Origin of the sequence: Ligilactobacillus acidipiscis DSM 15836, from assembly GCF_001435755.1 — a bacterium.
GTDB lineage: Bacteria > Bacillota > Bacilli > Lactobacillales > Lactobacillaceae > Ligilactobacillus > Ligilactobacillus acidipiscis.
Genome location: NZ_AZFI01000035.1, coordinates 1 through 14,637, shown reverse-complemented (window position 1 = coordinate 14,637; position 14,637 = coordinate 1). Strand labels below are relative to the sequence as shown.

Sequence of the window (14,637 nt, the reverse complement as noted above, 5' to 3'; positions counted from 1 at the left end):
TATTTCTAACTTAATTTTACAAACGACGTTTATTTAAAATTGTCAACGAAAACTGTTCATATACTAATTTAGTCTCGTTTTTTTATCTAACACTTTACTATACAGTTTTTCATCCTAAGTTTCAAAGCTTTCTGACCCTGACTTGCTAAACAAAATGCTTATGCTAGCAAACAACTTTACAACTGATCACTGTTATTGTGCCATAAAGGCAAGACGATATTTTCAAACTCTAAAGGTGCCAAATTAGTAACAGTCAATCCTAACAGTCTAACGGCATAGTGTTCATTTGGCTGGATCTGTTCCAATAGTTTTTTGCCGTAAAATTGAAAAGTCTCGCTATCATTTGGAAAATAGTCATCTAAAGTAATACGTTTAGTAGTAGTTTCAAATTCAGAATTTCTGACTTTGATAACTAGAGTCTTGCCATGTTTTTGTTGCTGGTCAAGTTCGTCGGCCAATCGTTTTGCACTTTTTTGAAGAAAACTCTCAACGGAAGCAACAGTCGTCAACGGGCGATCAAAGGTCCTCTCATTCCCTAATGACTTTCTGATCCTTTGCCATTCGACCGGACGCTCATCGATCCCACGTACTCGTTGATACAAAATATAGCCCATTTTGCCAAAATGAGAGATCAACTCGCCAGAACTCAATTGATATAGATCTTTGCCGGTAAAGACACCCAATTGGTGCATTTTAGGCACTGTTTTTTTACCGACACCCCGAAACTTCTCAATTGCTAAAGGAAATAAAAAATCTTGGACTTCATCTTGCCTGACAAGTGTGATCCCCACAGGTTTACGATAATCAGAAGCAAGTTTCGCTAGAAATTTATTGTAAGAAATACCTGCAGAACAGGTCAGATGTACTTTAGTGAAAATTTCTTGTTGGATCATCCGCGCAGTTTGAAGAGCTGAATCAAGGTGTTTTTTATTAGACGTGATATCTAAATAGGCTTCATCGAAGGCAATCGGTTCAATATAGTCAGTATATTCATGAAAGATCTCATGGATCTGGTTGGAAACGGCGCGGTATTTTTTAAAATCAGGATCCTTAAAGTAGGCTTGTGAACATAGCTTTAAGGCTTCCTGACTGCTCATTGCAGAATGAATCCCATATGAACGCGCAACGTAATTAGCAGTCGCAACCACGCCGTGTCCACCAGTTTTACGCGGATCACGGGCAATTATTAACGGCAACGATGCCAGTTTCGGGTCATCTCTCATTTCGATCGAAGCATAAAAAGCATCCATATCAATATGAATTATCTTGCGATCATCCATTTCTTTTGCCCACCCCCTACACTAAAAATCGAGTTAAAAATAGCAGCAACAAAAACCTTGTCACTGCTATTTTATCATCCAATATTCAATTATAAAATATTTACTGTGAGATCCTACGCCTCATCTGGACGAAAATGCCACTTATTTCCATCCTCTTTTAAGAGATCAGTTGCAGCCTTTGGTCCCATTGAGCCACAGGCATAATTGGGAAAGGCATCTTCTGGCAGATTTTCTTGATCCCAAGCTTGACGGATAGAATCGACAAATCTCCAAGAATAGTAAACTTCATCCCAATGTGAGAAACTGGCTGAATCTCCTTGCAAAACATCATACAAAAGTTTTTCGTAGCCAACCGGCATCTTAGACTGGATCTCTTCGCCATGTTCATGCCGCAAATGCATACTTTGAATACTGTATTGGTCAAAATCAACTTTTTTACCATTTAAACGCAGTTCCATCCCTGGATTTGGCTCCACCTTAAACGACAAAATATTGCGTTTTAATTTTCCATGACCAAAAACATTGTATGGTGCATTCTTAAAGACTACATCAATGCGGGTTTCTTTTTTCGTTAAGCGTTTCCCGGTTCTAATATAAATCGGGACACCAGCCATGCTCATATTATCAACAAAGATCCGTCCCGCTACAAATGTTTCTGTCTGAGAATGTGGATCGACCTGATTTTCTTCCCTGTAAGCAACTTGTCCATTGCCTGGACCATACTGTCCACGAACAAAGTTTTGTTTAACACCTTCTGGATCATAAACACGCAAAGCTTTCAGAGCACTGATTTTTTCCTTGCGAATATCTTCATCTGCATACATCGTCGGCGCATTCATAGTCAGCAAAGCAACGGTTTGCAAGATATGATTTTGAACCATGTCCCGCAAAGCACCAGCATTTTCATAATAACCCGCACGTTCTTCAACGCCCAAGGCTTCGCTTAAAGTGATCTGAATGTTGTCAATGTAACGATAATTCCATAAAGCATTAAAAATATTATTGCTAAAACGCAAAGCTGGAATACTCTGAATCATTTCTTTGCCTAAATAATGATCGATCCGGTAAACATCTTTTTCTGGGAAATACTTATTAATGCTGTCATTCAATTCACAGGCACTTTTGACATCATGACCGAATGGCTTTTCGATCACAACTCTATTATAGCCCTTTTCAGTCACGAGCTCCTGAGTTTTAACGTGTTGGCAGATCGTAGCAAAGAATTGGGGGGACATCGCAAAATAAAAGACTCTATTACCTTCAAATTCATACTTATTTTCCAGTTCATCAGCCAATTTCCGCAAAGTTTCATAGTGTTCGGTATCATTTACATTATGTGACTGATAGTAAAAATGGCTTGAAAATTCATTTGCCTGTTGCGCAGTGACTTCCATACCAGAAATAGAATTACGTACAATTTCTTGATAGCGTTCGTTAGTCCACGGTCGCCGGGCGGTCCCAACAACGGCAAAATGCTTTTTTAAATATCCTTGTTTATACAAGTTAAACAACGAAGGATATAATTTGCGTTGGGCCAAGTCTCCCGTCCCACCAAAGATAATAAACAACGCTTTTTGTTCATTTGTCATTTTATTGCGCACCACTTTCATATATTTTTACTAATCACAACTTATTGTACCATTGTTTATTTTATCAAGACCAATCAGATGTTTCTAAAGAATTGATTCTAACTTTATTAAACAGCAAGTAGAACTGCAGCCAATTAAAATACCCCATATTTAATAGATCAACTATCAAACACGAGGCATTCTTAAGTATGTTTACAAATTAAATCAAATGGACACCCTTGTCAACGTAGATCGTGTCACCAACAACACCAGTTGCCAAATCACTCATCAAAAAGGCACATGCACCGCCGATTTCATCAGTAGTTACCGAGTTGCCATCAACTGTCCGACTTTCTGATTCTGACAGTAAAGTCGAATGATCCTTCACACCCGTAACAGCAAGTGTCTTCACTGCTCCAGCAGAGATCGCATTGACACGGACACCGTATTGTCCCATATCACGAGCCAGGTAACGTACATTCGCTTCCAAAGCAGCTTTAGCAACGCCCATTACATTATAATTAGGGATCGCCCTTTCAGAACCAAAATACGTTAGCGTAACAATACTTGCAGGATCATTTAAAATCTCTTTACCATAACGCGCAACAGCTAGTAATGAGTATGATGAAATATTTTGAGCCATCGCATAACCGTCACGACTAGTATTTTGAATATCACCATCTAATTCTTCTTTATTGGCAAATGCAATGGCATGAACGATACCATCAAGTTTACCAAAACGTTCCTTGATCTCAGAAAAAGCTTTATCCATACTTTCATCAGTAGCAACATCGCATTCAATCAACAAGTCTTCATTATCAACTAACTTTTTAATGCTTTTTTTCATCCGTTCATTTTGATAAGTATAAATGACTGTAGCTCCTTGTTTTTTTAATTGTGAAGCACAGCCCCAAGCGATCGAACGTTTATTAGCAACGCCCATCACTAAAATTTTCTTTCCTTCTAACAAACTTCCCATAAAAATCGCTCCCTTGTTTTTTAACCCAACTAGATGTTTCAACGACCAAATAGATTTCAGCACATTAGTCCCAAGCGGTCATAACTTAGTTACCTACTTTACTAAAATTTTCTAAATCTGGCCTTTCTTTGCGCTACTAATTCATCAGGTGATAATTTTTCAAGTTTTTCAAGTTCTGGTCTCAAAATTTGAATGATATTTTTACAAAAACGCTTATGTGCATTGGGTTCCGGAATGATTCCTTCAATAATATTTGCCTTTAGCAAAGCTTCTGGAGTTAATTGCATTACCTCCGCAGCTTCATCCGATTTACTAGCATCTTTCCATAAAATTGAAGCAAATCCTTCGGGTGAAAGCACTGAATACATACTATTTTCACTCATCCAAACTTCATCACCGCACGCCAATGCTAAAGCACCGCCACTACCGCCTTCACCATAGATCACCGTTAATAGCGGAACTTTAACACCGGCGATCCCCAGTAAATTTCTTGCAATTGCTTCGCCTTGACCTTGCTCTTCTGCACTTGCAGCCGGATAAGCACCAGCTGTATTGATAAAAGCTAAAACCGGCCGTTCAAATTTTTCAGCCTGCTTGATCAAACGCAGTGATTTTCTATAGGCAGCAGGTGCCGGACTGCCAAAATGTTTGGCGATCCGGTCTTTGGCAGATGTTCCTTTATCTATTACTAAGACGGTCACTGCCCGCCCGGTAAAATGAGCTAAACCACCAACGATAGAAGGATCATCATCATTTAGCCGATCGCCATGCATTTCCATAAAATCGGGAAAGATCTCTGCCAATAATTCCTGACCGGTAACTTTTTGTCCATCACGTGCGGCTGCGACGATTTCGCCGGCCGTCCGCTGCTTTTTCGAAAACAAACTTACGATGACTGCTCGCCCGCCTTTCCTTGGTTCATTTCTAAGAGCCAAACAATAGTTTTCTTTTCGTCCTCACGTTTAACTATCGCATCAATAAAGCCATGATTCAAAATATTTTCTGCATCTTGAAGATCTTCGGGTATTTTTTGGTGCATCGTCTGTTCGATCACTCGTTTCCCAGCAAAACCAATTAATGCATGCGGCTCTGACAAAATAATGTCACCCTGCATCGCAAAACTAGCGGTAACACCGCCAGTAGTTGGATCTGTAATAATTGAAAGATAAAACAGACCAGCTTGGGAATGAGCATAAACAGCTTGAGAGACTTTAGCCATTTGCATCAACGAAAAAATTCCTTCTTGCATGCGTGCTCCACCAGATGCAGTAAACAAAACGACTGCTTTTTGGTGCTCCGTGGCATATTCGAATAAACGAGTTATTTTTTCACCAGTCACGGTACCCATTGAACCCATAATAAATTTAGAATCCATGATACCCAAACAAAATTCCTGCTCCCCGATTTTGGCTACACCAGTCAAAACTGAATCATTTAAATCAGTAGCCCGTTGAGCTTTCTCAATTTTCTTAGCATAATCAGGAAAGTCCAGCGGATCAGCGGTCTGTAAATCTTGGTCCATCTCGGAAAAGCTGTCCGTCAGCCATTCAAGTCGCTGACGACTGGAGATCCGAAAACCATAACCGCAATTAGGGCAGGTAATATAAACGCCTAGATCTTTATGATACACTGATTTTTTGCATTTAGGACAAGCCAACCAGACACCGCTAGGTACACTTTGCTGCGCGTTTTTATCTGCTTTGATATGTTTTTGTCCCAGTGTTTTCAGTTCATCAAACAGCTGCATTGCTTTCCCTTCTCTTCCATTCAGGCAAGAATACCCATTCTACATAGTCCGTGGTAATCGTACCCTTTTTAAACTCCGGATCTTCCAATAACGCCAGATAAAACTTCTGGTTAGTGGTGATCCCTGAAATAATCATTTCATCTAATAATCTTTTGACCTTCTCGATCGCTTCAGTCCGATCATGGCCTAAAGCAATCAACTTAGCGATCATTGAATCATAAAATGGCGAGATCGTACAACCTGCATATAAAGCAGTATCCATTCTCATTCCTAAGTTTCCAACTGGAACATAGAGATATTTAACTTCCCCTGTAGATGGGAAAAAGTTTTTGCTTGGATCTTCAGCATTAATTCGGCATTCAATTGCAGCACCTTCGAGGTGAATATCTTTTTGTGCAAATGGTAATTCTTCACCCGCGGCCACCTTTAACTGAGCTTTGACCAAATCGATCCCGGTTACCATCTCTGTAACTGTGTGTTCAACTTGGATCCGTGTGTTCATTTCCATAAAATAAAAATTATGCTTTTGATCCATTAAAAACTCGATCGTTCCTGTATTTAAATAATTGATCGAGTTTGCTGCCCGCAAGGCAATTTCACCTAGCTGGCGCCGCTGATCACCAGTGATCAGAGAACAAGGGCTCTCTTCGATCATTTTTTGTTTTCCCCGTTGAACCGAACAATCACGTTCAGGAAAATAGACTGAATTACCTTGCTGATCGCAAAAGATCTGCACTTCAATATGCTTGACATTGCCCAGGATTTTTTCCAAATACATGCGGCCATCGCCAAACGCACTCTGAGCTTCACGGCTGGCTTCTTCAAAGGCAGCCGTTAAAGAATCTTCATCATCAACACGACGGATCCCTTTACCTCCGCCGCCAGCAGCTGCCTTAAGTAAGATCGGAAAACCAACTTCTTTAGCAACCTCTTTAGCCTCAGTCGCATTTTTTAAAAAGCCTTCACTGCCTGGGATCACTGGAACACCGCTCTTTTGCATTTGAACACGAGCGTTGGCCTTGTTTCCCATCAAATCAATTGTTTCTGAACGTGGTCCGATAAAAGTGATCCCGCAATCTTCACACATTTCAACAAAGCGGCTGTTTTCTGAAAGAAAGCCAAATCCCGGATGGATCGCTTGAGCACCGGTACCCACGGCTGCGGCCAAAATATTTTCCATATTCAAATATGAATCTTGCGGTCGAGCTGTCCCTACACATACTGCTTCATCTGCTAACTGAACGTGCAGACTTTCCCGGTCTGCCGTGGAATAAATAGCTACTGACTTGATTCCCAATTCTTTCAGAGAACGAATGATTCGGACTGCAATTTCACCACGATTTGCTACTAATACTTTCGAAAACATTCTAATCGCTAATCTCCAATCATAAATGTGATTTCAGCCGTACAGGCCTTTTTTCCATCAACTTTGGCAACAGCTTTGCCTAGACCAACATTGCCTCTGATCTTTTCTAAATTGACCTCAATTTTCATCTGATCACCCGGCCGCACGACTTTCCTAAATTTGGCTGTCTTGATGCCGCCAAAATAAGCGGTTTTTCCCTTAAACTCATCCATAGTCAATAAGGCAACTGCTCCAGTCTGCGCCATGGCTTCAACGATCAAAACCCCAGGCATAACTGGGTTACCAGGAAAGTGCCCTTGGAAAATCTCTTCATGTGCAGTCACATTGCGCAATGAAACTGCTCTTTGACCGGGTTCTAGTTTCTCGATCCTGTCTATCAGTAACATCGGATAGCGGTGCGGAATTATTTCTTGGATCTGAGTTGAATCTAAAACTGTCATCTTAACCCTCCTCAACACGGAATAGTGGTTGATCGAATTCAACTAATTCTTCATTTTCAACCAAAACTTCACTAATTGTACCAGCTACTTCACTTTTGATCTCAGTCATCATCTTCATTGCCTCAATGATACAAACAACGTCACCTTTAGAGACTTTTTGTCCAACAGAAACATATGAAGGTTTTTCTGGTTCCGGCTTCAAATAAACTGTTCCAACCATCGGTGCATTGATCGGTGTTCCTTTTTCTTCAACCTTTTCTTCTTCAGCAGGAGCTTGTTTTTGTGGAACACTAGCTGTTTGAACTGGAGCAGCAGGTGCACTGACAACAGGAGCTGCAGGCTGAAAAGATGTTTCATTCTTACTAAGATGGATGTGAAAGCCTTCTGTCGAAATTTCCATTTCTCTTGTGCTTGAAGAATTAAATTCATCCATCAAATCTTTAATTTCGTTAAATTCCAACTGTTAGTCACTCCATTTTTTAAATGTCAATACTGCATTATGACCACCAAATCCGAATGAATTACTGATGGCATATTCTAAATCTGCTTTTTTCTCGTTAATTTCTATCACAACATTGACCTTACATTCTGGGTCTTGTTCAACTAAACCAATATTAGGAGGTAAAATCCCTGTTTGTAAGGCCGCAACGGTAGCAACTGCTTCGATCGCACCGGCTGCACCTAATAAATGCCCTGTCATTGACTTAGTACTGCTGACTTTAACATCGCTATCTTTACCGAAAACTTGATTGATAGCATGAGATTCACTCGAATCATTACTTGGTGTAGCAGTTCCATGGGCATTGATATAACCGACCTGTGCCGGTGTGATCTGTGCTTCAGCGATTGCTTGTTGCATAGCCCGAGCTGCCCCTTCGCCAGAAGGATCAGGTGATGTCATGTGATAAGCATCAGAAGTCGACCCATATCCAACAATTTCAGCTAAAATTTTGGCTCCGCGTTTTTGTGCATGTTCCAGACTTTCCAAAATCAATGTTGCTCCGCCTTCACCCATAACAAAACCTGAACGGTTACTGTCAAATGGCAAAGATGCTTTGTTTTTGTCTGCTTCAGTCGTCAAAGCTGTTAAGGCAGCAAAACCGGCAATCCCGATCTCGTTGACAGAAGCCTCCGAACCACCAGTGATCATTACTTGTGCTCGGCCTTCTTTAATTTGCCGGTAAGCTTCACCAATTGCATTCGTACCTGAAGAACAAGCTGTCACGATTGATGTTGAGATATTTTTGGCGCCCAGACGAATTGAAATATTTCCGGCAGCCATATTTACAATAGAAGTTGGGACAAACATTGGTGAAACTCGTTGTGGTCCCTTATCATGCATCTTGATAACTTGTTCTTGAATAGTAGTCAAACCACCGATCCCAGAACCATAGATCACACCTAATTCATAGGGATCTGTATTTTCTTCGCTGATGCCAGCCTGTTCAGCTGCTTCTAAAGCACTATGAACTGCATATTGTGAAAAAAGAGCCATTCTGCGGCCTGCTTTTTTGCCAACTCTTTCTTTGACATCAAAATTTTTTACTTCACCTGCAACATGAACACCAGTTTCAGTTGCATCAAATTTAGTGATCTCGTCAATACCCAGTTTTCCTGCCAAAACGTTTTCACTAAAGGTTTTAGCATCATTTCCGATCGGGGTCACAGCTCCCATTCCGGTAATCACTACTCTAGTCATACTTCACGCTCCCTTTGATTATGCTTTTCGAGCTATACTAGGATCATTACTTAAAAATTTTTTTGGGCTCCTTTTAATCTTTCTTGCCCTAATTTCTAGTTGAGATCCGAAACCCAAACGGTAACCACTCACCGAATCTAACACTACGTTGTCAACGTATGCAATATGTTGGCAACGACTGCTAGTGCTCACTTTTAAACGGGTTTCTTTGCTCTGTTTTCGTAGTTGGGTTGCGTGAACCAAAAGTCTGCGCCTATCTAACTTTACCAACAAGCCGTCAAAATTACGACTTATTGGTAAAGCCCGATCATGCTCTACTTTTAACCGGTTCACTTCACCCTGTTTTTGTAGTTGGGTTGCGTGAACCAAAAGTCTGCGCCTACCCAACTTTACCAACAAGCCGTCAAAATCACGACTTATTGATAAAGCCCGATCATGCTCTACTTTTAACCGGTTCACTTCACCCTGTTTTTTTGACAGAAGGCCACCTGACTAACTAGCATATCGTGATACGACAAGCTTGCAGCAGTGACCTCCCTTCATTTAACTTTTAAATTGTCATTCCGCCATCAACACTAATAACTTGTCCAGTAATATAGTCATTTTGTGCTAAAAATATCGCAGTTTGTGCAACTTCTTTAGCATCTCCAAAACGCCCAAGTGAAATACCTTCAAGCAGTTGCTTTTTGACTTTATCACTTAAGATCTTGGTCATATCGCTTTCGATCATTCCTGGAGCAATTGCGTTACAACGAATATTACGTAAGGCGCCTTCTTTAGCAGTTGTCTTAGTCAAGCCAATGACACCGGCCTTGCTGGCGGCATAATTTGCTTGACCAACATTACCGTGCAAACCAACCACACTAGCTAAATTAATAATGACACCTGAACGTTTTTTATTCATTTTTCGTAAAACTGCGCGAGTCATTGCATAGGTTCCGACTAAATTAACATCGATAACTGAACGAAAATCATCTTCATTCATACCGATCAACAACTTATCGTTTGTAATACCGGCATTATTGACCAAAACATCAATTTGTGGAAAAGCTTGATAAGCTTCTTTGACCATTCGTTTAACATCCTCGGCCTGAGAAATATCTCCCAAGATCGTGGTACATTCTACTCCACATGCTTTAATTTCTTCTTCTAAGTCAGCAGGGACTTCTTTTCTGGCATTTAAGATCACATTACATTTCGCCTGTGCAAATGCTAGTGCGATCTGTTTACCGATCCCACGTGAAGACCCTGTGATGAAAGCTGTTTTACCTTCTAGATCCATCTAATTACCTCGTATTTCTTCTAAAAATGCTTGATAAGTGTCGTGATCTTCAACTTGATAGCGTTTGACCTTACGATCAACTTGCTTTACAAACTGAGTTAATGTTCCTCCTGGACCGAGCTCGATCGTCGTATCTACATCTTCGTTGTCAAATAAGTAAGAAATACAATCTGCGAAGTGTGTTGGAGAAACGATTTGTTTCACCAGAGTCAAAGGAATCGACTCTTTAGTGAATGGTTGACCTGTCGTATTACTAATGACTGGCACGCTTGGCTCAGAAAAAGTGATTTCATTTAAAATTGGAGCCATCTTGTCACTGGCATTTGCAAAAAGTTTGGTATGAAATGCTCCAGAAACTGGCAATCCGATCGCCTTTTTTGCAGCTTTAGTATCGATGATTTGAGCAATAGCTTGAGAAACGGCATCTGCTTGTCCGCCGATCACGACTTGTTTTGGCGAATTGTAGTTAGAAACAGCAATGATCTGGCCGCTTTCAGCCAGCTTGCAACAGATCTGTTCAACAGCAGCAATATTTGGTTTCAATAATGCAGCCATCTTACTTTGACTATTTTCTGCATCTTCTTGCATGAAACGAGCCCTGGCTTCCAGTGCTTTGATACCATCTTTTTCAGACAGAGCATCAGCGGTGATCAAAGCCGCGTATTCACCCAACGATAAACCAACGATCCCGCCTAATGGCAGCTCTGGCAAATCACGCTTGACCAGCGCATTAAGGCCTAAACCTAAAGCAACAATTGCAGGTTGTTGGTACATAGTCTGCTCTAATTGCTGATTTTTATCGGCCAAAACTTCAAGCAAGTCAAAAGAACCTATTTCAGAATTGATCCGATCGAGACTCTTCTTAAACAAAGGGTCCTTTTCATAGAGATCAAGTCCCATTTCACTATACTGAGACCCTTGACCGCTAAAAAGGATAGCAGCCTTTCCCATCCCGCTCACCTCGCTTATTCAGCTTTTGCGTCAATTTCTTTTTTTACATAGTTGACAACATCTTGAATAGTTTTAACATCTTCACTTGCTTCTAACTTGATATCTAAGTCATCTTCAAGTTCATTCATGATCTCAAAAACGTCTAAGCTGTCAGCATCTAGATCATCCTTGATATCTGCCTCTAAAGTAACATCAGCAGCATCTACGTCTAATTCATCCACAACAATATCCTGTACTTTTTTCAAAATTTCTTGTTCATTCATAATAATTTTCTCCTTTTGATTGATAAACATTTGTTAATTAGTATTATTACTTGTCTATTAAAATTTAATAACTTGTGTTCCTACGGTCAAACCGCCACCGAAACCACTGAGCACAACTATTTGTCCTCGCTTGAGCTGTTCTTTTTTAACTAACTCATCCAGCAAAAGAGGTTCACTGGCAGCAGAAGTATTCCCATATTCAGCAATATTGATTGGAAACTTATCTTGCGGTTGTTTCATTCTTTTCGATATTGCTTTAACGATTCGAGCATTAGCCTGATGTAAAACAAACAAGTCCACATCTTCCACGGATATTTCTGCCTGATCGCATGCTTCATTGATCGACTCAGGTACAGCATGGGTCGCAAACTTATATACAGCTTGACCATCCATTTCAAACGGATGGAGTACTGTACTTTCTTTCGGGGGGAACTCACTTAGCGGCATCGTTTTGCCGGCTGCTAACTTATCGTGCTGTGTCCCATATGTTTTTAAGACACTAGCCAAAATTTCTGAAGCAGCCGTTTGCTTATTTTCAAGTAAGACTCCCGCAGCTCCATCTCCAAAAAGTACCGCCGTGCTCCGATCTTGCCAGTCGATGACTTTGGATAATACCTCACCACCGATCAGCATCGTACGCATTGCCTTTTTACCGGCCAAAAAACGAGCGGCAACATCAAGTCCATAAACAAAACCGGAACATGCTGCAGAAATATCAAAGCAAAAGGCTTTGCTAGCAGCGATGTTGCCTTGAACTATAGCTGCAGTCGATGGCGTGTAGGAATCTGGAGACATAGTTGCTACTATAATCATATCCAATGATTCGGCCGACCAGCCGCTTTGGTCTAAAAGACGTTGAGCAACCTTAGTACATAGGTCAGAAGTATTTTCTCCAATACTGATATGACGTCTCTTGATCCCTGTGCGAGCTGAGATCCATTCATCTGATGTATCCATGAGGTGACTTAATTCATCGTTAGAGACCGTCTTAGATGGAACATAGCTTGCTGTTTCAACGATCCTTATTTTTCCCATTTTATGTTTTCTCCCAATAATCAAGAATGATCATCCATAAAGCGTTCTAGGTTTCTTAGCGCTCGCTGGATCACGCTGACTTCTTCATCATTGAAGCCGTTTAAAAATTCCTTGACCAGCGTGTGGTGAAAAGCAGCGTGTGCCCGATACTCGACCCTGCCTTTCTTAGTTAAGCCAAGTCGAACAACACGCCGATCATCTTTAGAACGAATTCTTTCTACGTAACCTTTTTTTGCCAAACGATCAATGGTCGATGTCAATGTTCCTGGCGTCAAATGTAATTCTTTGGCCACCTCTGAAGCTGTTTTGTGCTCATACATAGAAATTGCATTGATAGCATGCATTTCCTGAATAGTAAGGTTATTAAATTGGCTTTTCCGCAATTCACTTTCTTCGATCCGCAAAATATTGGAATAAATTTTAACCAATGAATCACTGATCCGTTGATAATTTTCAGACATCGCCTTACCGTCCTTTTTTGTTTGCCATTCAAATAATTTGGTAATCAAAACATATATGACACTTTTAGCAGGGTGTTAAACCTTTTGACCCGTCTCTTCAACGACAAACATCAATTCAGCACTACATGCAATTTTATCAGCTACTCGAGCCAAAGTCTCCACAATGCCAACGTTCGCACGTTTTTTGATCATTTTGATCTCAAGTTTTAAAACATCGCCTGGGCGAACCATCTCACAAAATTTAGCATTCCGAACTGAACCCAAATAAGCCGTTTTACCTTTAAACTCTGTTGATTTTAAAATCAATATCGAAGCAGCCTGTGCTAATGTTTCAATGATCAATGCTCCCGGCATGACCGGATTTCCTGGAAAATGGCCCTTAAAAAAAGATTCATTGATCGTGACATTTTTGGTTGCGACGATCCGCTCACCAGGTTCTAATTCGTCAACATAATCGATATAACATATCGGGTAGCGATTCGGAATCAAGTCCATGATTTCTTGAGCACCCATTATTTTCAAACTTGCCACCTCACTCAAAAGTATTTCGAACATCAAAATATTCGATGAAAGAATGATATTACAGTAAATAAAATGTGTCAAATTTTTATGGACAATTAATATCGAAGATTTTAGAGAGTAAAAATATTACCTAATTTTCTAATAAAAACGTGTCTTTTCAGTATCCACAAAGGCATTATGTACCTTATTTAAAGCTTTTTTATACAAATTATCATTTTCATTTTCTTATACATATATACATTTTTAACTTATGTTTATAAAAAGAAAGATCTTATTTTTCAAATATAATTTAGTTTGATGTTCAAAATTCTCATCAAATTATAATTTAACTGGCTAAATTTTAGCTCAAAAAAAGCGTAAATCATCGACTTACGCTTTTAAATAACTATTTCTTTTTTAAAGAGCAGATAAAAAGCCAAGTGCTCCTGCATAATTTGGCTCATTAGTCATTTCAGGAACCAGTTCCTGGTATAAGATCGTTCCATGCTGATCAACGACCCATATACTCCGAGCGTCAGTATTATTTTCACTGACAAACAAACCGGTTTTTTGTCCAAATTCTGTTTGTTCATCTGAAAGAAGCTGCATGTTTTTCACATTTTCAGTGGCACACCAGTCTTTTTGCTGGTCAGGAGAATTTGTAGAGACCGTATAAAAATTAACTCCATCATACTTGTCAACTTCTTGATTAAATTTCTTAGTGGAAATACTGCAAACACGAGTATTAATATCTGGCACAACGCTAAAAAGACTCGGCTTGGTCAAAAGATCTTTTAACTGTACTTGCTTTCCTTCAGCATTTGTAACAGTAAAGTTGGGCATCTTTTCCCCTACTTTTTGAGGTTCTCCACTTGTTTGAAGTGTTTGATCGTGACGTGTGATCTGCATTATATTCGTTCCCTTCATAATAAACTATTTCCCTTTAATTTTACCAAATTGTGGCAGTTAACTAAAGAAAAAGGTTTTTATTAGATATATAAGCTACAAGAGAAAATGACATTTTGTGACCTTTCAAAAAAACGGGTCTAAACTTTTTAGTGTTGA

General features: G+C 39.9%; 16 protein-coding genes. All 16 read right to left on the bottom strand.

The window, feature by feature from the left end:
- Positions 1-176: 176 nt before the first annotated feature.
- Complete coding sequence (gene dinB / locus FC65_RS04270) at positions 177-1,280, bottom strand: DNA polymerase IV (protein ID WP_056971672.1); 1,104 nt, start codon at positions 1,278-1,280, stop codon at positions 177-179.
- A 113-nt stretch (positions 1,281-1,393) separates the two neighbouring features.
- A complete protein-coding gene (zwf, locus tag FC65_RS04265; protein ID WP_056971671.1) occupies positions 1,394-2,869 on the bottom strand; it encodes a glucose-6-phosphate dehydrogenase in 1,476 nt (491 codons plus the stop codon).
- 199 nt (positions 2,870-3,068) lie between these two features.
- Positions 3,069-3,827 (bottom strand): enoyl-ACP reductase FabI, encoded by a 759-nt coding sequence (gene fabI, locus FC65_RS04260; RefSeq protein WP_056971670.1) that lies wholly within the window; start codon positions 3,825-3,827, stop codon positions 3,069-3,071.
- Between the two features lie 101 nt (positions 3,828-3,928).
- Positions 3,929-4,711 (bottom strand): acetyl-CoA carboxylase carboxyltransferase subunit alpha, encoded by a 783-nt coding sequence (gene accA, locus FC65_RS04255; protein ID WP_056971669.1) that lies wholly within the window; start codon positions 4,709-4,711, stop codon positions 3,929-3,931.
- Positions 4,712-4,713: 2 nt separating this feature from the next.
- Positions 4,714-5,574 carry an acetyl-CoA carboxylase, carboxyltransferase subunit beta gene (gene accD, locus FC65_RS04250; RefSeq protein ID WP_056971668.1) on the bottom strand — a complete coding sequence of 287 codons (861 nt, stop codon included), beginning with the start codon at positions 5,572-5,574 and terminating at the stop codon, positions 4,714-4,716.
- Positions 5,561-6,940 carry an acetyl-CoA carboxylase biotin carboxylase subunit gene (accC, locus tag FC65_RS04245; RefSeq protein ID WP_056971667.1) on the bottom strand — a complete coding sequence of 460 codons (1,380 nt, stop codon included), beginning with the start codon at positions 6,938-6,940 and terminating at the stop codon, positions 5,561-5,563. The genes accD and accC overlap by 14 nt, the downstream gene beginning before the upstream one ends.
- 8 nt (positions 6,941-6,948) lie before the next feature.
- Positions 6,949-7,380 carry a 3-hydroxyacyl-ACP dehydratase FabZ gene (gene fabZ / locus FC65_RS04240; RefSeq protein WP_010499069.1) on the bottom strand — a complete coding sequence of 144 codons (432 nt, stop codon included), beginning with the start codon at positions 7,378-7,380 and terminating at the stop codon, positions 6,949-6,951.
- 1 nt (position 7,381) lies between these two features.
- Positions 7,382-7,840 carry an acetyl-CoA carboxylase biotin carboxyl carrier protein gene (gene accB / locus FC65_RS04235; protein WP_010499067.1) on the bottom strand — a complete coding sequence of 153 codons (459 nt, stop codon included), beginning with the start codon at positions 7,838-7,840 and terminating at the stop codon, positions 7,382-7,384.
- Between the two features lie 3 nt (positions 7,841-7,843).
- Positions 7,844-9,079: a beta-ketoacyl-ACP synthase II gene (gene fabF, locus FC65_RS04230; RefSeq protein WP_056971666.1), complete on the bottom strand. Its 1,236-nt coding sequence runs from the start codon at positions 9,077-9,079 to the stop codon at positions 7,844-7,846.
- A gap of 550 nt (positions 9,080-9,629) precedes the next feature.
- Positions 9,630-10,361 carry a 3-oxoacyl-[acyl-carrier-protein] reductase gene (fabG, locus tag FC65_RS04220; protein ID WP_056971664.1) on the bottom strand — a complete coding sequence of 244 codons (732 nt, stop codon included), beginning with the start codon at positions 10,359-10,361 and terminating at the stop codon, positions 9,630-9,632.
- Complete coding sequence (locus tag FC65_RS04215) at positions 10,362-11,312, bottom strand: ACP S-malonyltransferase (protein WP_056971663.1); 951 nt, start codon at positions 11,310-11,312, stop codon at positions 10,362-10,364.
- A 14-nt stretch (positions 11,313-11,326) separates the two neighbouring features.
- Entirely contained in the window at positions 11,327-11,575 is a 249-nt protein-coding gene (locus FC65_RS04210; RefSeq protein ID WP_010499053.1) for an acyl carrier protein, read from the bottom strand.
- Positions 11,576-11,632: 57 nt separating this feature from the next.
- Entirely contained in the window at positions 11,633-12,610 is a 978-nt protein-coding gene (locus FC65_RS04205; RefSeq protein WP_010499051.1) for a beta-ketoacyl-ACP synthase III, read from the bottom strand.
- 20 nt (positions 12,611-12,630) lie between these two features.
- On the bottom strand, positions 12,631-13,071 hold the full coding sequence (locus FC65_RS04200) for a MarR family winged helix-turn-helix transcriptional regulator (RefSeq protein ID WP_010499049.1): 441 nt from the start codon (positions 13,069-13,071) through the stop codon (positions 12,631-12,633).
- A gap of 75 nt (positions 13,072-13,146) precedes the next feature.
- Complete coding sequence (gene fabZ, locus FC65_RS04195) at positions 13,147-13,593, bottom strand: 3-hydroxyacyl-ACP dehydratase FabZ (protein ID WP_056971662.1); 447 nt, start codon at positions 13,591-13,593, stop codon at positions 13,147-13,149.
- Between the two features lie 396 nt (positions 13,594-13,989).
- Positions 13,990-14,481, bottom strand: a complete 492-nt coding sequence (tpx, locus tag FC65_RS04190; protein ID WP_056971661.1) for a thiol peroxidase — start codon at positions 14,479-14,481, stop codon at positions 13,990-13,992.
- Between the last annotated feature and the right edge of the window lie 156 nt (positions 14,482-14,637).